At 36.7% G+C, this 16,816-nt stretch carries 16 protein-coding genes and 2 riboswitches; of the genes, 6 read left to right on the forward strand and 10 right to left on the reverse strand.

Annotated elements, in window-relative coordinates; genetic code table 11:
* The first annotated feature begins 54 nt into the window (after positions 1 to 54).
* The 4 genes from ACQKOG_RS16065 (at position 55) to ACQKOG_RS16080 (ending at position 3,972) form a co-directional block, all read left to right on the forward strand.
* On the forward strand, positions 55 to 240 hold the full coding sequence (locus tag ACQKOG_RS16065; protein WP_249075639.1) for a hypothetical protein: 186 nt from the start codon (positions 55 to 57) through the stop codon (positions 238 to 240).
* The gene (locus ACQKOG_RS16070; RefSeq protein ID WP_370080761.1) at positions 230 to 1,648 is read left to right on the forward strand and encodes an amidase; all 1,419 of its coding nucleotides are present in this window, start codon (positions 230 to 232) and stop codon (positions 1,646 to 1,648) included. The genes ACQKOG_RS16065 and ACQKOG_RS16070 overlap by 11 nt, the downstream gene beginning before the upstream one ends.
* 179 nt (positions 1,649 to 1,827) lie before the next feature.
* Positions 1,828 to 2,988 carry a PucR family transcriptional regulator gene (locus tag ACQKOG_RS16075; protein WP_402871141.1) on the forward strand — a complete coding sequence of 387 codons (1,161 nt, stop codon included), beginning with the start codon at positions 1,828 to 1,830 and terminating at the stop codon, positions 2,986 to 2,988.
* Between the two features lie 102 nt (positions 2,989 to 3,090).
* On the forward strand, positions 3,091 to 3,972 hold the full coding sequence (locus tag ACQKOG_RS16080; protein WP_402871144.1) for a DMT family transporter: 882 nt from the start codon (positions 3,091 to 3,093) through the stop codon (positions 3,970 to 3,972).
* 42 nt (positions 3,973 to 4,014) lie between these two features.
* Here ACQKOG_RS16080 and ACQKOG_RS16085 read toward each other — a convergent pair whose 3' ends face one another.
* From ACQKOG_RS16085 to ACQKOG_RS16095, 3 genes are all read right to left on the reverse strand, one after another.
* Positions 4,015 to 4,584: a YitT family protein gene (locus ACQKOG_RS16085; RefSeq protein WP_402871146.1), complete on the reverse strand. Its 570-nt coding sequence runs from the start codon at positions 4,582 to 4,584 to the stop codon at positions 4,015 to 4,017.
* Between the two features lie 403 nt (positions 4,585 to 4,987).
* On the reverse strand, positions 4,988 to 5,509 hold the full coding sequence (locus tag ACQKOG_RS16090; RefSeq protein ID WP_370080754.1) for a DUF2179 domain-containing protein: 522 nt from the start codon (positions 5,507 to 5,509) through the stop codon (positions 4,988 to 4,990).
* A gap of 304 nt (positions 5,510 to 5,813) precedes the next feature.
* Positions 5,814 to 5,972: a hypothetical protein gene (locus ACQKOG_RS16095; RefSeq protein ID WP_370080752.1), complete on the reverse strand. Its 159-nt coding sequence runs from the start codon at positions 5,970 to 5,972 to the stop codon at positions 5,814 to 5,816.
* A gap of 218 nt (positions 5,973 to 6,190) precedes the next feature.
* Here ACQKOG_RS16095 and ACQKOG_RS16100 point away from each other — a divergent pair, with 218 nt between their 5' ends.
* Positions 6,191 to 6,586: a hypothetical protein gene (locus tag ACQKOG_RS16100; protein ID WP_402871150.1), complete on the forward strand. Its 396-nt coding sequence runs from the start codon at positions 6,191 to 6,193 to the stop codon at positions 6,584 to 6,586.
* A 156-nt stretch (positions 6,587 to 6,742) separates the two neighbouring features.
* Here the strand turns inward: ACQKOG_RS16100 and ACQKOG_RS16105 are convergent, their stop codons facing one another.
* From ACQKOG_RS16105 to ACQKOG_RS16115, 3 genes are all read right to left on the reverse strand, one after another.
* On the reverse strand, positions 6,743 to 8,041 hold the full coding sequence (locus ACQKOG_RS16105; protein WP_370080748.1) for a nucleobase:cation symporter-2 family protein: 1,299 nt from the start codon (positions 8,039 to 8,041) through the stop codon (positions 6,743 to 6,745).
* Positions 8,041 to 8,625, reverse strand: a complete 585-nt coding sequence (locus ACQKOG_RS16110; protein ID WP_370080746.1) for a xanthine phosphoribosyltransferase — start codon at positions 8,623 to 8,625, stop codon at positions 8,041 to 8,043. The genes ACQKOG_RS16105 and ACQKOG_RS16110 overlap by 1 nt, the downstream gene beginning before the upstream one ends.
* A 189-nt stretch (positions 8,626 to 8,814) precedes the next feature.
* Positions 8,815 to 8,916, reverse strand: a riboswitch (purine riboswitch).
* Positions 8,917 to 9,112: 196 nt separating this feature from the next.
* Complete coding sequence (locus ACQKOG_RS16115) at positions 9,113 to 10,936, reverse strand: APC family permease (protein WP_427447366.1); 1,824 nt, start codon at positions 10,934 to 10,936, stop codon at positions 9,113 to 9,115.
* A gap of 176 nt (positions 10,937 to 11,112) precedes the next feature.
* Positions 11,113 to 11,264, reverse strand: a riboswitch (cyclic di-AMP (ydaO/yuaA leader).
* 616 nt (positions 11,265 to 11,880) lie between these two features.
* On the opposite strand from ACQKOG_RS16115, the gene ACQKOG_RS16120 reads away from it, so the two are divergent.
* Entirely contained in the window at positions 11,881 to 13,146 is a 1,266-nt protein-coding gene (locus ACQKOG_RS16120) for an Nramp family divalent metal transporter (RefSeq protein WP_427447368.1), read from the forward strand.
* Positions 13,147 to 13,272: 126 nt separating this feature from the next.
* Here ACQKOG_RS16120 and ACQKOG_RS16125 read toward each other — a convergent pair whose 3' ends face one another.
* From ACQKOG_RS16125 to ACQKOG_RS16140, 4 genes are all read right to left on the reverse strand, one after another.
* Positions 13,273 to 13,962, reverse strand: a complete 690-nt coding sequence (locus tag ACQKOG_RS16125; RefSeq protein ID WP_370080741.1) for an ABC transporter permease — start codon at positions 13,960 to 13,962, stop codon at positions 13,273 to 13,275.
* Positions 13,955 to 14,878: an ABC transporter ATP-binding protein gene (locus ACQKOG_RS16130; protein ID WP_415731681.1), complete on the reverse strand. Its 924-nt coding sequence runs from the start codon at positions 14,876 to 14,878 to the stop codon at positions 13,955 to 13,957. Before ACQKOG_RS16130 ends, ACQKOG_RS16125 begins: the two co-directional genes overlap by 8 nt.
* 136 nt (positions 14,879 to 15,014) lie before the next feature.
* Positions 15,015 to 15,950: a sensor histidine kinase gene (locus ACQKOG_RS16135; RefSeq protein ID WP_427447371.1), complete on the reverse strand. Its 936-nt coding sequence runs from the start codon at positions 15,948 to 15,950 to the stop codon at positions 15,015 to 15,017.
* 4 nt (positions 15,951 to 15,954) lie between these two features.
* A complete protein-coding gene (locus ACQKOG_RS16140) occupies positions 15,955 to 16,647 on the reverse strand; it encodes a response regulator transcription factor (protein ID WP_427447373.1) in 693 nt (230 codons plus the stop codon).
* Positions 16,648 to 16,816: the final 169 nt, after the last annotated feature.

Genomic DNA, 16,816 nt, shown 5'->3' on the forward strand with positions numbered 1-16,816 from the left:
CTTTATAGGGAAGCCTATTTAGATAAAAACTATTTTCAAGGGAGGATCCTGTTAATGAGTTTGTCAATTCAACAATTATTGGAGAATAAAGGAATTACACCAAAATCTGAACACCTTGAACTTCTAAAAGCACGGTGGGAAGGTATGCAATCCCTTCGTGGTAATTTAGAAGGCATCGCTATTGATGATGCTGATATCGCTATCCGTAGCATCCCTGGAGGTGACCACATTGACAACTGATTTACACTTAAAATCTGTTGAAGAATTAGCACCATTACTTGAAACTAAAAAACTCTCTCCTGTCGAGTTGACGAAAGCAATTTTAGATTTTGCTGAAGAAAGTCAGCCTAAAATTAATTCATACATGGCTTTTTATCGTGAAGAAGCCCTAGCACAAGCACAAGTGGTAGAAAAAGAAATTTTGAATGGACAGTATCGAGGAATATATCACGGGATTCCTATGGCATTAAAAGATAATTTGTACTTTAAAGATAAGATAACAACGATGTCATCAAAGATTCATAAGGACTTCGTTTCAAATTATGATGCGACGGTTGTAGAAAAGCTTCGTAATGCCGGTGTTATTTTCACAGGTAAATTAAGCATGCATGAGTACGCATGGGGCATCACGAATAATAACCCTCATTACGGACCCGTTCGAAATCCATGGGATTTAGATAAAATCCCTGGTGGTTCTAGTGGAGGCTCTGGCGCAGCAGTTGCAGCAGGGGCAAGCGTCGCATCATTAGGTACAGATACTGCTGGCTCTATTCGAATCCCTTCATCAGCCTGTGGGATTGTCGGCTTAAAGCCTACTCATGGGCGCGTAAGTAAATATGGCTGCTACCCTCTTGCTTGGAGCTTAGACCATATTGGTCCAATGACAAAGACAGTAAAAGACGCAGCCGGCTTACTTGAGATTATTTCTGGATTTGACCATAGAGACCCTACCTGTACAGACGTTCCAACAGAGAATTATGTACAGCAAATTTCGGGTAATGTGAAGGATTTAGTCATCGGCATCAACGAAGAGTATTTCTTTAACAGAGTAGATTCCGATGTGGAGAAGGCTGTTCGGGCAAGTATTCAAAGCTTAGTGGATCAAGGAGCAAAAGTTGAAATCGTTCGAATTCCATCCTTGCAATATGCAGAGTGGGCAGAGCTCGTTACTTCCCTTTCGGAGGCAGCTGCAATCCATCATTCCGATTTACAGAAAAGACCACAGGATTTCGGAGATGATATTCGTCTGTTATTTGAACTAGGTGAAATACCATCTGCCGTTGATTACCTACAGGCTCAACAGGTGCGACGACAAATCAAGCAAGAATTTACACAGATTTTTAATCAGGTTGATGTGCTTATTACGCCTACATTACCTGTAGTGGCAAGTACTATTGGTGATGACTTTGCATATTTAAATGGTGAAAAAGTTGATTTAATTGATAATATCATTCGTTTTACAGGCCCAAGTAACCTAACAGGGTTACCTGCCCTTTCCGTTCCTTGTGGCTTTAAAGGTAATTTACCAGTTGGCCTCCAAATTATTGGTCCAGCCTTTAAGGAAGGTCGTATTCTTAACGTTGGTTACGCCATTGAACAAACGAATCCAATGAAAAATAGAAAACCTAATATTTTCGCTAATATCTAAACTTAATAATGTGGAAGAATCTGCTTGCTTTACGGACTTAGTCTGTAGAACATCAGCAGATTCTTTTTAATTGGTTGGTTTATCAGCGATTCGAATTGCCTTATCAGCTTTTTCACTGGGCTTATCAGTTATAATAAGTAATAGAAGCTCAATCACAAGAAAGGTTGTTTGATAGCCTAATGAACGTAGAGAACTTTTTACAACTGCCAATTACAAAAGATTTTACAGTCGTTGCTGGTCGCAATGGTTTACATAAGCCCGTTCAAAATGTGGAAATTCTAGACTTTGAATTTTCACCCGATATTCAGACTGTGAGAGAAACGATTTTCACACCGAATAGTGTTGTTTTAAGCAGCTTATTATTCGCAAAGCAAAAACCAGAATATTTATGGAATGCCGTGAAAAGCCTTATTGAGCTAGGAGCAAGTGCTCTAGCTTATAAACCTGTTATCTATGAGGATTTGCCTGAGGAAGTGATCGTCTATGCAGATGAACAAAATTTCCCGATATTGCGATTTGGCGGAGATGAATTTTTTGAAAAGATTATTTTAGAAACGATGGCCTATGCAAAAACGCAGGATTATTCATTCTTTTTAGATACGATTATGCGACGTATCATGGAGGAAGAAGTAACTGATGAACAAATAAAGTTTATTTTACAACAAATCAATAAGCCCTTTGAAAAATATGTATTTGTTGCTAATATTCAAATGCAAGATCATGCAAATAGTCAATGGATGCAATCCCTTTTCCAATTAGAGCCTCTATTGAAATCTGGTATGATTTGTAGCTATAAAAAGAGCCTCTTTATTGTAATGACCCATCCATCACAGCAATTTCAATTCGAAAAACTTCTAAATGAATGGTTGACGATGTATGCAATCTCAACAGAATCAATGACCTTTGGCTATAGTCGTTGTCATGTAACACAAACCGAACTCCCTATTGCTGTTCGTGAAGCCTTTTACGCACGCATCATGGCTGAAATTGAAACGGCTCCTATATGCCATTATGAGAACCTTGCTTCCGATTCGTTATTAATTGAATTGCATCGTAAGGACGCTACATTCGCTATGGACTATGTAAATAGCTATCTCGGTCCCTTATTTGAGGAAAAGATTGATCCGGACTTAATGAAAACAGCCATCACCTATGTCGTAAAACGAGGAAATATTAAAGAAGTAGCCGTTGCTCATTTCTGCCATCCAAACACAATCCGTTATCGTATGTCAAAAATACGTCAGCTAGTAGCACCTTTAGAAAATGATTATGTTTTTTATGAGCATATAGCTGCAGCCGTTAAATTGTACTTATTACATAGCAAAACGAATGTTGAATGACAGCTTTGGAATAAGTACAAAAAAACGCCTGAATTTTTAGAATTAAAATCAAACTATTTTCTCCCATCTCATGCTATTCTATTGAAGTTAGGAGGAGGAATGATGAAACAATACATAGCTGATGGTATGCTATTAGTCACTGCAATCGTTTGGGGTAGCGGTTTTGTCATAACGGCTATTGCATTAGAATATTTAACAGCCTATCAAGTAATGGCAGGTAGGTTCTTATTAGCTTCAATTATACTGACAGTCTTATTTGGATATAAATTAAAAAAAGCTTCAAAATCAGTTATCTGGAAAGGTATTTTGTTAGGGACCATTTTGTATATCGCCTTTGCCCTTCAAACAGTAGGACTACAATATACAACACCATCTAAAAATGCATTTTTAACCGCTGTAAATGTCATTATTGTTCCACTAATTGCCTTTGCGGTTTACAAGCGTCGTATAGATGGCTATGAGATGATTGGTTCGATTATAGCTATTGTTGGTATTGGTTTTCTATCTTTGCAGGGCTCGCTAACAATGAACATCGGAGATGCGCTTTCCTTAGCATGCGCTGTCGCCTTCGCTTTTGATATTTTTTGTACGAACCTTTTTGTCCAAAAGGAAGATGCCATTGCTCTGACGATTATTCAATTTATCACAGCATCTTTTTTAGGTGTCTTGGTCTTAGTCAGTCAAGGCGATATCCCGTCCACTCTTGAAAAAGAAGCAATCTATTCAATCGTTTATTTAGCCATTTTTTCAACTACCCTTGCCTACCTTTTTCAAAATATTGCGAATCAATATACGTCTGCTACAAAGGCTGCGATTATCCTGTCTACAGAATCCTTCTTCGGCATGGTATTATCCGTTATATTCTTACATGAGGTATTAACAAGTCGTATGGTTGTAGGGGCAATACTGATTTTACTCGCCATATTAATTGCAGAAGTGAAGCCTGCACATCCTAAAAAGCGAATGATGAAGAGCTCTCGATAACGATTTTCGAAATAGTTTCAGTCCTACTGAAGCTATTTTTTATTAAACACGGCTAGTCATGATACTTGTAGTAATCCCTGCTACCAAAATTGTAATAATAGAAAGCAATAATGTACTAGAAGATAATAGCAGCCCCCCTATGACAATGACGATTGAATCTATCATAAAAATAAGTATCCCGACATTAATTCCGGTTTTATCACTTAAAAATTGGGCAATCAAATCTGTACCGCCAGTGCTTGTCTGAAATCTAAGCATCAAACCAACACCAAAACCCATAAGTGCCCCTCCAAATATGGCGCTATAGATGGCATCTACATGAATAAGATTCCGGACGGGCTTTAGTAAATCGATACTAAGAGAATATGCGAATAATCCATGGATACTATTGTAAAAATACGCTCTGTATTTATACCAAGAAATAACGAAAATTGGAATACTAATAATGATGATCATTAAACCTATTTTAAGCTTATATATATAGTGTAAAATAAGCGCTATTCCTACAACGCCCCCATCTAAAATTTGATAGGGTGTTAAGAATAAGTTTATCCCTAATGCTACCGCGGTACTTCCTATAAGAATGACCAAGCCTTTCGTAAAAAAATACATACAACACCCCTCCGAGACTTGCATGTTTTTATAGTATGAAAAAATCGATTTGAACATGTTATTGTTCACGTCTGTCGGTATAATAGTAGTAATATTTTTTATCGAGCTTGGTCGCTAAATTTCTCTATAAATTGTGTGAATACAAAAAATGGATCATCACCAAAACGTGTGGTTGATTTCCGTTCCGACTGGGCGCTTTCCTGGGGGCGTCCGTTGAGCCGCTTCACTCGCGATGCTCGCTCCAGGGTCTCATCTGTGACGCTAATCCCCAAGGAGTCGCCCAGCCTCCACTCCAATCAACTTATTTACATAATAGACGTTTTAACAAAGTCATCCACAACTTTTGGTGAGAACCCCAAAATGCCCTTCTGTATATAAACGGAAGGGCAATATTAGGGGAAAACTATTTGTTTTTGGCCTTCATTCGATCCAGCAAAAATCCACCTTTAAATGATTTAGGCTCGTACGAAATAATAAAAGCATTCGGTTCATAATGCTCAACAATTTGGAACAATTCCGGCTCACGGTTTCTCTTTGTTAATATTTCATATTTATAGCGGTTACTATCTCGCCCCTCACCAATGTAAATCGTGACCGCAAACCCTTCATTCCGAAGAAATTTCACAAGTTCCTCATTCTTATTTTGCGTATTAATGGTCGTATAAACATAGCCAATCGCTAATTTACGTTCAATTTTGGCCCCTAAAAATATACCTAACCCAAAGCCAACTGCATAAAAAACCATAGCTAACATACTTTGCTTCCCACTAAAAACGAGTGAAAGGCCAAATACATACACTAACATCTCCAGCATACCGAATATGGCGGCAAGGAAAGTAACATTCTTCACTAAAAGTATTGTACGTAACGTTAAAAAAGGCACATAAATTAATTGAAGTATTAAAATCAGAAATATACTTTGCATTTGTAAGAGACCTTTCAAAAGTAGTTTTATATATTTTAAATGTATGTTGAGACATCGACTTGCATTCTATTAAGATGTATTTATTTTCTAGATTCCCTAACAATTTAAATTTAAACATCTACTTTTCATAAAAAAATGTCACCTACTATAGAAGTAGATGACATTGTGTATATTATAGAAATCCTTTAAGTCTCAGTCTTCCCGATGCTTTGGCCAAATACTAATTGGGTGGGGTACTTTGCAGTGGTGGGTATTTAAAGGACACCTCCAAAAAGAAGTGCCCCATAACTACTTTTTTAAATGACTAGCAATCCGAATTCATCGGTACTTTATTTTTTATTAGTTCGTCTATGTAATACTCTTTTAACCAAACTTCTAATTTCATTCTTTCTTCTTGACACATATGTGAATTCATAGTTACTTGTAGTTCTTCAATAACTTCTTTAGCAGTTTTTAAACTCATTTATAACCAACCTTTCCATAAGATTCATGATATTCCATACCAATTTGGATTACAATACCTAATTTTCCCCTTTTATAAATATATGGACATCAAAAACAAAAATAGTGTAAAATTACACACAAAGTGCAAGATGGTATTATTTGTAGGTTTAATATCTACTTGATTTCGTAGTTTTGACAGACTTTACTAACGATAGGAGATTAAAGGAAGTAATTATATTGAGAAATACGATGGTGTTCATTCTACTGATAGTTAGCTTAAGCGTAAATTTATATATATTTGGGAAGTGGTTTCTGATTGACCAATGGTATGAAGCTACTTCAGAAGAAAAGATTATTTTAAGTGAAATGGTTCAAAAAACAGTGGATAGTGAAGATTATAAAAAGTTAGCCGAACAAGAAAAGGTCATTGCTATTGATACAAGTATTAATAAAAATAAAGGCGGTGCCTTCCCCTACTATTTTCAGGTCAGTGTTCGTACAGATGAACAGACCTACTTGTTTTCTTGTAATAATAAGCAATGTATGAAGATGGAAAACTACGGATGGACTTATTCTATATATAAAGACGAAAATCCACGACTTCCATTTAAAGAAGCTAATATTCCCCAGTAATAAAGATAAAAAAGAATAAACCTACCCAAAGCAACCCAAATAAAAATAGCAATATTCTTTTTAACTTTATTGATGAAAAATTATTAGGTAGCCCTCTTTCCGCATAAAAAAATGTCACCTACTATGGAAGCAGATGACATTTTGTATAGATTTCCTTTAAGCTTCACCATGCATAGGGTCTTCCTTACGTTGCGGCCCAATCATGTTAAATAAAATATTAAGGATAATCGCAGTGACAGAACCACAGACGATACCGTTAGATGTTAGAAGAGATACACTCTCTGGCAGTGCATCAAAAATCCCAGGTACAACTGATACACCGACACCAAGGCTGACTGCAATTGCTGCAATCATGGCGTTTTCCGCTGATTCATTCATAACAGGTACTAGCATGCCCATACCTTGTGTAATAACCATACCGAACATCGCTAGCATTGCCGCACCAAGTACTGGTGTTGGAATAATCGTTGTTAATGCTGCGATTTTTGGAAGGAAACCAAGTGCTACTAGTAAACCACCTGTGATGTAAATGACTTTACGGTTTTTTACGCCTGACATACGTGTAAGTCCCACGTTTTGTGAGAATGTTGTATATGGGAAAGCGTTGAAAATACCGCCGATAACAGAGGCTAGACCTTCTGAACGGTACCCACGTGATAAATCTTTTGAATCTAATTTTTTATTACAAATATCACTTAGTGCAAAATAAACCCCTGATGATTCTACTAAAGAAACCATTGCTACAAGCGTCATTGTAATGATTGCAGATAAATTAAATGTTGGGACCCCAAAATAGAATGGCTGAACCATGTGTAATACGGCAGCATCTGATACTGGGCTAAAATCAACCTTCCCCATAAATACTCCTAGGATTGACCCTGCGACTAATCCGATTAAAATGGAAATAGCACGAATGAAACCTGTAGAAAAACGATAAACGACTAAAATAATAACCAATGTAATAAACGCTAAAGTTACATTAGAACCAGATGCAAAATCTGCCGCATCTTGTCCACCTGCCATATTGTTTAAAGCTACTGGTAGTAAAGAGATACCGATAATCGACACAACCGAGCCTGTAACAACTGGTGGGAAGAATTTTACTAACTTACCGAAAAAACCTGCAATAATCATAACGATTATACCTGATGCAATAATAGATCCATAAATATCAGTAATTCCTTGTTCAGGATTTGTACCGATTGCAATAATTGGACTAACTGCTGTAAATGTACAGCCTAGTACTACTGGCAAACCAATACCGATCATTTTACCTGAATACACTTGTAAAAGCGTTGCGATCCCACACATCATAATGTCAATCGCTACTAAATACGTCATTTGTGTTGAATCAAAGCCGATTGCCCCACCGATAATCAGTGGTACTAAAATGGCTCCTGCATACATCGCAAGTAAATGTTGAATAGCTAGCGTCGTCGATTTAACGGTATTCATTACGCATTAGCCTCCGTAGCAAATGTTACTTTGCCATCCTCAAGAGAATCTACAATTGCTAATGATTCTACGCGAACCCCTTGCTGGCGTAATAATTTCCCACCGTCTTGGAAGCCTTTTTCAATAACAATGCCTACACCTACAACATTTGCACCAGCTTGTGCTGCGATATCAAGCAAACCTTTGACAGCTTCCCCATTAGCTAAGAAATCGTCAACAATTAGAATGTTATCATCTTCATTTAAGAAACTACGTGAAACTGAAATATCGTTCGTTTCATTTTTTGTGAAAGAATGTACTTTTGAATTATAAAGATTATCTGATAGTGTTAATGATTTACGTTTACGTGCAAACACTACAGGAGCACCGATTTCAAGCCCTAGCATCACAGATGGTGCGATACCTGAAGATTCGATCGTTAATATTTTTGTAATGACTTGATCTGAGAATCGAGTCGCAAACTCATGACCAATTTCTTTCATAAGCATTGGGTCAATTTGATGATTTAAAAATGAATCTACTTTTAATACAGATGAAGATAAAACTTTACCCTCTTGTGTAATTTTGTCGTGTAATAACTTCATTTCCTTGATAGCCTTCTTTCTTATAGTAATAACTCTTAATGAGCAACTTACATTCCGTTACAGGCAAGCGCCAGAAGCAATGCAAGTAATAAAAAAACGCTGAATACTTTGATTCCAATCATCTACGAGTGGAGCAAAGCATTCAGCGTAAAAACGTCGAAACGAATAGAAAACATCTTTTATGAAGTCTTCTAAAGCATTGCTACCCATAGTCGATTTATTTACGGTAAATCGGTAGAAACTTGCGAGCCATATTCTCGCTATTATATGAGTGAAATAGTATTAAGCTGTAAGAACTTCCTTTTATTAATACACCTTGGCGTTATTTCCAAAAATGGCACTTTATTCGGTATGTACTTGTTTCTCACACTGAATAAAGTCTGTTTTTTCGGAATTTACTATTATTTTACTAACTTTCAATTGCAAACGTTCGTGTTTTATAATCAACGTAATGATTATATCAGACTATTTTCGAGCTTGCTAGTCATTATTTTGATAAATGGAAGGGCACTGTCATAATGACGATATTTCTGTGAAATAACAGCGAAGCGCGAATTAATAGACTCGATTGATTGTGTAACATATGGTGCCATCCTTTTTTCGGTAAAAACTGTGGGATGATAACTGTTACTTGATAGCCCAATTTCGTACATTGATGTTCAACTTTATCAATAAACTTCATCAACGGTTGTGTAATACTTCGATATGGTGAATAGTATGTTACAAGCCGTATATCCGGCTGCCAAGCTTTCCATTTCTCCTCAAACGCTTTTGCGTCCGCTTGATCGAAGGCCACATAAAAGGCAATAATTTTATCAACGTTTAATGTCTGCGCGTAATGCAAAGTGTTTTCGACTACTTTCGTAATACCAGCAACAGGGACAATGAAAACATTACCCTCCACATTCGGTAATTCCACATTATCTAATCTTAGCTGTTCACCAACTGTTTTATAATGCTGTTTAATACGATGGAACGTCCAAATAATAATTGGTAAAAAGATAAACACTGGCCATACTTGAGGCAATTTTGTCACGAAAAACATCATGGCTACAACAAAGGAAATGACCGCTCCAACCGTATTGATCGTAAATTTAGCAAACCAACTTTTTGGCTTTTCTCGCCACCATTTTCGCATCATTCCAGCCTGCGCTAAAGTAAACGGAATAAACACCCCTACCGCATAAAGTGGAATCAAATGCTCAGTTGTTCCATCAAATAAAAAGATTAAAACAATGGCAGCTAAACCAAGCATCATAATGCCATTTGAATACCCAAGTCGATCCCCACGAATTTGGAATATTCTTGGGATAAAACTGTCTTTCGATAAATTGACAGCCAGTAAAGGAAAGGCCGAATAACCTGTATTCGCAGCAAGTACTAATATCATCGCTGTTGTTCCTTGTACTATATAGTAAAAAATATTACGACCTACACTTACCTCCGCAATTTGTGAGACAACCGTTTCTTTCGCATTTGGAGCAACTCCATAAAAATATGCTAGACTCACAATACCGATAAATAGCACTGCTAAAATACCGCCCATAGCCAATAATGTTTTAGACGCATTTTTTGGTGCTGGATCTCTAAAATTAGGAATAGCATTTGAAATTGCTTCCACACCAGTCAAAGCTGAGCTTCCTGATGCAAATGCTTTTAATAATATAAATAAACTAATACCTGCAACAGGTGTACCTACCTTTGGATGTAACGCTGCAGGAACTTGCCCTGTTACTACGTTATAAACCCCTACCCCGATTAACATCAGCATCACAATTACAAACAAATAAACTGGATACGCTAAAATGGATGCGGATTCTGTGACACCACGTAGGTTTAAAATCGTTAAACATATAACAAAAAACACAGCGATTACCACGTTATAAGGATGCAGACTTGGAAATGCCGAAGTAATGGCATCTGTTCCAGCCGATACACTTACCGCAACTGTTAAAATATAATCGACAAGCAATGATCCACCTGCGACTAGACCAGCATTGACACCTAAATTTTCTCGGGAAACTACATATGCTCCGCCACCATGTGGATACGCATAAATAACTTGGCGATACGAGAAAATAAGTGCTGTCAGTAACACAACTACCCCAGCAGCAATCGGTAGAGAATACCAAAAGGCAACCGTACTTACCGTCATGAGTACAATTAAAATTTGCTCAGGTCCATACGCTACTGATGACAACGCATCAGATGATAGTATGGCAAGTGCTTTTGTTTTACTAAGCTTTTGTTCCCCTAACGCATCCGATCTTAATGGTTTACCGATAATAAAACGTTTTAATGAGGATCTCATATTCAACACCTTCTAGTTTCATAGAATGTGTTTCGCATTTCTAAATCGATTACACTTTAGCATAATCGTTTTTTGTGCCATTCACCGGGGCCTTGTTTTATAAAATGAAGATACAAAAATCTACAAGTCATCACTAAATAAGACTTGTAGACGTTCATTCGTCTGCCAAGCTCCACTTTTCTGCTCTTAACGCTTACGGGGTTAGCTGTCGGATTCGGGCCTGAGTAGCCCTACCCCTCAATAAATGAAGAGATTCACCCCAAGGAATACCTATGTAATCCGTAAAAATTGGGTCCCCCGCGTCTAATTGCTTCAGCGATTTAGAAATTTGAAACTTTTATAATGATGTCATATTACGCCTGTATTTAAAAAAAGTAAAGATGAAAAGAACGGTTACAAAAAAAAATTTTCACTTGATATTTCGAATATTTTTATTACGTCCCACTACCATAACGTGTGGTTGATTTCCGTTCCAACCGGGCGCTTTCTTAGGAAGCCGCTTCGCTTGCGTTTAAGGTCACCTCTCACCGAGTCGCCCAGCCTCACTCTAATCATTCCTCAACTTTGGCGAGAATTCTTTATTATTTGAAGAATAACGCTTTAATATTGGTAGAAAATATGTGAATAACCGAAATTAGAAATCATTTAAGAAGGCCACCTTATAAGTATATTCCCTCTTTTAAAATGGCTAAGTACATTAATCCTTGGATCATTTTAAAATGAATCGAATATTTTGCTATGATGCTTCAATACATTATGATACACAAACCAAATCAAAGTCTTTTAATGGCAATTGATTTACGAAATCAAAAACATTTCGTATTAAGAAAAAAATTGAGCAAACTCCTTCACATTTTCTTCTTCTAGCTATAAAATAAGAATATATCATTTTCCCCTAGGAAACTTTATTTCACTTGCGATACTCTTTGAAATGAGGGAACAACATGGTTTACAAACGAGTGAATAAATCGTCCGCGGAGGCGGTTTTAGATGGAGATATAAAAGGTTGGCGACGAATCTTACCGTTTCTTGGCCCAGCCTTCATCGCAGCAGTTGCCTATATTGATCCAGGCAACTTCGCAACAAATATTACAGCAGGTTCACAATATGGATATTTACTGCTGTGGGTAATCGCCTTTTCCAATTTAATGGCAGTGTTAATCCAATCCTTATCGGCAAAGCTTGGTATTGCGACAGGCAAAAATTTACCCGAAATAGCACATGAAAATTTTTCTAAAAAAACTTCTATATTTTTATGGATACAGGCTGAATTGGTCATTATTGCAACAGACTTGGCAGAATTTATTGGTGCTGCACTAGGGCTGTACTTGTTATTCAACATTCCAATGTTGCCTGCAGCGCTTATTACAGCAGTCGGCTCATTTGCTATTTTAGAATTACAGCGCAGAGGCTTTAGAGCATTTGAAGCGGGCATTTCTGGTATGGTGGTTATTGTCGTATTAGCATTTGCATTCCAGACGTTTTTAGCACAGCCAAATTGGGGCGAGGTAACAATAGGCATGTTAACACCACGCTTTGATGGTGTAGATTCTATTCTACTGGCAACAGGTATTTTAGGAGCAACTGTTATGCCACACGCTATTTACTTACATTCTTCACTAACTCAAAGTCGTATCGTTGGCCGAAATGATGCTGAAAAAAAACGTATATTCCGTTTTGAATTTATTGATATTATCATCGCGATGATTGTCGCTGGTGCTATCAATATGAGTATGCTTGTTATTGCTGCAGCAGTATTCCATACTCAGGGCGTAGTAGTTGAAGACTTAGATATCGCTTATAACGGATTAAAAGAAGCGCTTGGTCCGATGGCGGCAGTGTCCTTTGGTCTTGGACTTCTTATTGCAGGTCTTGCTAGCTCTTCAGTTGGTACACTCGCAGGTGACATTGTGATGCAGGGCTTTATTAAAAAGAAAATTCCGCTCTATTTACGCCGTGCTATTACAATGATACCTCCTCTGGTGATCATTGCATCCGGCGTTAATGCGACATATGCGCTTGTCCTAAGTCAGGTTATTTTATCCTTTGGTATTGCATTTGCTCTTGTACCACTTGTTATGTTTACAAGTAAACGTGACATCATGGGAAGCCTCGTCAATCATCGTATTACAACTGTATTAGGATGGATTGTCGTAGTGATTGTAGTTGCTCTAAATCTTTATTTATTATGGCAAACGGTATTTGGTTAATAAAATGCCAGACACAAAGACCATTATTTGGCTTTGTGTCTGGCATTTTTACATGTAAGGGGTTTTTCATAACGTGGTTTAACAAATATCATCCCCTACTTTTTATGATTGGCTATTTATTTACCCTTAAATATCTATCTTCTCAATGTTTCGGAATGATAAATAGGCCACGCTTATACCGATAATAGCTAAAGTGATGGGTATGAAAATAATATCATACAAGGTGAAGTTACCTGAATTCGATGATACGGCCGATACAATTATTATAGATGATATAATAGTTGCCGGAATGGAGTATTTTCTCATACCAAAATACAATGGTATTAATGCAATGCATGATGCTGAAACTGCATTTATGATCACGGCAGGAATTCGTTGTATTATGAAAGAGAACGATAATGTTTCTGGAAGTAGCTGAAAACTCTCGCTAACAGCACAAAAAATCGCTGTTACAAAAATAGTCGATAAAATAATTGCACTAAAGGTAAAAAGAACAACAATGGCTAGCTTTGAAGCAATTAATTTTTTTCTACTTATTGGATACATAAATGCTACTGTGATGGTCTTATATTTGAATTCTCCAATAATGAATTTGGCGATTAACACGCTAGCAAAAATAATAAATACTGCCCTTACGCCTGAATCTATAAGGCCAAATGCCGTCTGATAAGTTCTAAAATCTTGATCCCCTTCTATTTTAGTAATAAATATAAGCATAAATATAACACCTAGTATTATGAAATTTGCAAAAACAGCTTTTTTTATATATGAACCAATATGATACTTTTTCATTTCTAGACGCATTAAATTAAGCACTAGCCACACCTCCATTGATTAACTTCAAGAAATAATCCTCTAATGAGCTTGTTTTTTTGCTGATGCCCTCAATTTCAATATCATGCTCAATCAATGTTTTAGATAGCACCTTTTGTGAAGCTGTCGAATCATAAATTCGAATACAATTGTCATCCATTAGTTTGAAATTAGTAATATTTAATTTACTTTCTATAATAAAGGCAGCTTTTTCCCCATCATTGACAATCACTTCAATATAATCTGTTTGACTACGATTGACAGCGTCCATTGATACTTCCTTAATTAATCTTCCATCTTTAATAACCCCAACTGTATCTGCCAATTGTTCAATTTCACCCAAAATATGACTAGAGATAATAATCGTAATTCCATACTCTTTACAAAGCATCTTGAATAGTTCTCGAAGCTCTTTAATGCCAACTGGATCTAGTCCATTAATCGGCTCGTCTAAAATAAGTAATTCCGGCTTAGTAATAATTGCACGCGCAATACCCAACCGTTGTTTCATCCCAAGAGAAAAGTCTTTTACACGTTTCTTCTCCGTGTTTGTTAGTTTCACTAGATCTAGGACATGGGAAATTTCTTTCTTGTCATAATAGCCCATATATTCACAATGTAGCTCTAACGTCTCCTGTGCAGTTAAATCTTCATAAAAAATTGGGTATTCAATAATCGTTCCCATCCTTTTCAGCACGTCGAATGAGCGGTCCATTAATTTTTCACCAAAGATTTCAATATCTCCACTCGTTGGCTTTGTAAGGTTTGTTAGCATTTTCATGACTGTCGTTTTTCCGGCACCATTAGGACCTAAAAAACCGTATATCTCTCCCTTTTTCACATGCATAGTCACAGCAGAAACGACTTCTTTCCCCTCAAACACCTTCGTAAGCTGATTTGTTTTCACAATATATGTCATGTAGATCTCTCCTTTAAATTTGCTATCCTTATTATAAAAAATGAAACTCTCTAATTTATTACTTGATTCTTACAAATTTCTTAAGCGCAGAAGAAAAGCTTGTAAAGCACTTAAAAAGCTCTACAAGCATGGCTGCTCAGTATGTCATTCGTTTTAAAGAAACTGTAAAAATGGTCTTCTCATATGGGATACTAGAAAGCTGGATGGAACCCTCCATTAATTCTACAAGGCGTTTTGTAATAGTTAAGCCAAGGCCACTCCCTTGGAAGGATTTATTTCTGGAATCCTCAAGTGTATACATTCTTTCAAAAACATTATCAATATGATATTCGTCGATCCCCTTACCACGATCCCATACATCAATAAAAATATTCGTATCATCATTTCTTACTGTGAGCCCAATGATGTTCCCTGCCGCTCCATAGGCAACTGCATTGGACAGTAAATTATTCAAAACCCTATCTAACGCTTCTTCATTGCCACGTGCATATGCGGATATCTCTGGTATTGCTATATCGATCTCTAGGCCCATAGATGTGATCATATCGTAAAATGATAAAATATTTTTCCGGCAAATTTCACTTACATTAATTTTCGTCATTGGATAGTCTGTATCTCCTGCCTCCAATTTTGCCAGGTCAAAAAATGTATGGATTATTTTCAATACTTCCAATGTTTTCGAATGAACGCCAGTGAGCAACCGTTGCCGCTCCTCTTCATTAAGTGATTGCTTCAGCTTAAGCATTTCCGTATAACCTAGTACAACTGTTAAAGGCGTTTTAAGATCATGAGAAATATTGGCCAACATCTTTTTCATAGAGCTTTCCATTTTTCGATGTGTCGCCAGTACTTTTTGGTTGTGGTCTAGCAACGCATTCATCGCAATTAGTAGCTGCTGTAATTCTTGATTAGCCGTCGACACTAAAATCTTTTCGCTCGATTGTTCGTTAATGATTGCTTGCAGTTTTTGATGCATGTATTGAATCATAGCGTTTTGTTGTTTTTTTGCTCTCACCTGAAAAATAATAATACCTAAAAGTAACACAATCATTAGTAATAGTAATATAATCATCAGTTTATCCTTCTAATTTATAGCCGATTCCCCAAAGTGTTTTAATATATAGAGGATTGGATGGATCGTCTTCAATTTTTTCGCGTAATCTTCTTATATGTACATTAATAATATTTTCATCCCCATAGTAAGCATCATTCCAAATCAATTGATAAATTTGCTGCTTTGTAAAAACTCGATTACGATTTGTCACGAATAATTTTAAGATGCCAAATTCCTTTGATGTGAGCTTTATTTGCTGTCCATTCTTCTCAACTGAAAAATTAACAAGGTCGATCGATAATTTGTCTATCTCTACAATATCTTTCTTCTCCTCTACTTGACTGGAGTATTTTGTAGCTCTACGAATTACGGCTTTAACACGTGCCGAAAATTCCAGCATCGAAAATGGCTTGGCAATATAATCATCTGCCCCTAACCCTAATCCTAATGCTTTATCAACATCACTATCCTTGGCTGACATAATGATAATTGGAAGTGATGCTTGCTCTCGTATAATCTTTAAAACTTCTAATCCATTAAGTTTCGGTATCATAATATCCAAGATCACTAAATCAAAGGGGTTGTTTAAACAGTTTTGTAATGCTTCTTCTCCATTTACTGCAGAGGTAACAAGAAACCCCTCCATCGTTAAATAGTTTTCTACCATTTCACGAATGGCTTCGTCATCTTCTACTAGTAAAATATGCTTTTGCACTTTCATGCACCTCTTTCTAATATAAAGCAGTATATATATGACTTGTCATTACTATGATCATCACCACAAAGAGGGGTTGATTTCCGTTCCAGCTGGGCGCTTTGTTGCTGTCGCTTCGCTTTCGCACAGATAAAACATTTGTTGCTGTCGCTTCGCTTTCGCACAGATA

It is taken from the genome of Lysinibacillus sp. NPDC093216, from assembly GCF_050280325.1.
In the GTDB taxonomy this organism is placed as follows: Bacteria; Bacillota; Bacilli; order Bacillales_A; family Planococcaceae; genus Lysinibacillus.

What these genes read in the sequence shown, in the direction of transcription:
- ACQKOG_RS16065 (WP_249075639.1), top strand. Translation starts at nt 55, where the DNA reads ATGAGTTTGTCAATTCAACAATTATTGGAGAATAAAGGAATTACACCA.
- ACQKOG_RS16075 (WP_402871141.1), top strand. Translation starts at nt 1,828, where the DNA reads ATGAACGTAGAGAACTTTTTACAACTGCCAATTACAAAAGATTTTACA.
- ACQKOG_RS16080 (WP_402871144.1), top strand. Translation starts at nt 3,091, where the DNA reads ATGAAACAATACATAGCTGATGGTATGCTATTAGTCACTGCAATCGTT.
- ACQKOG_RS16085 (WP_402871146.1), bottom strand. Translation starts at nt 4,584, where the DNA reads ATGTATTTTTTTACGAAAGGCTTGGTCATTCTTATAGGAAGTACCGCG.
- ACQKOG_RS16090 (WP_370080754.1), bottom strand. Translation starts at nt 5,509, where the DNA reads ATGCAAAGTATATTTCTGATTTTAATACTTCAATTAATTTATGTGCCT.
- ACQKOG_RS16095 (WP_370080752.1), bottom strand. Translation starts at nt 5,972, where the DNA reads ATGAGTTTAAAAACTGCTAAAGAAGTTATTGAAGAACTACAAGTAACT.
- ACQKOG_RS16105 (WP_370080748.1), bottom strand. Translation starts at nt 8,041, where the DNA reads ATGAATACCGTTAAATCGACGACGCTAGCTATTCAACATTTACTTGCG.
- ACQKOG_RS16110 (WP_370080746.1), bottom strand. Translation starts at nt 8,625, where the DNA reads ATGAAGTTATTACACGACAAAATTACACAAGAGGGTAAAGTTTTATCT.
- ACQKOG_RS16115 (WP_427447366.1), bottom strand. Translation starts at nt 10,936, where the DNA reads ATGAGATCCTCATTAAAACGTTTTATTATCGGTAAACCATTAAGATCG.
- ACQKOG_RS16120 (WP_427447368.1), top strand. Translation starts at nt 11,881, where the DNA reads ATGGTTTACAAACGAGTGAATAAATCGTCCGCGGAGGCGGTTTTAGAT.
- ACQKOG_RS16130 (WP_415731681.1), bottom strand. Translation starts at nt 14,878, where the DNA reads ATGACATATATTGTGAAAACAAATCAGCTTACGAAGGTGTTTGAGGGG.
- ACQKOG_RS16135 (WP_427447371.1), bottom strand. Translation starts at nt 15,950, where the DNA reads ATGATTATATTACTATTACTAATGATTGTGTTACTTTTAGGTATTATT.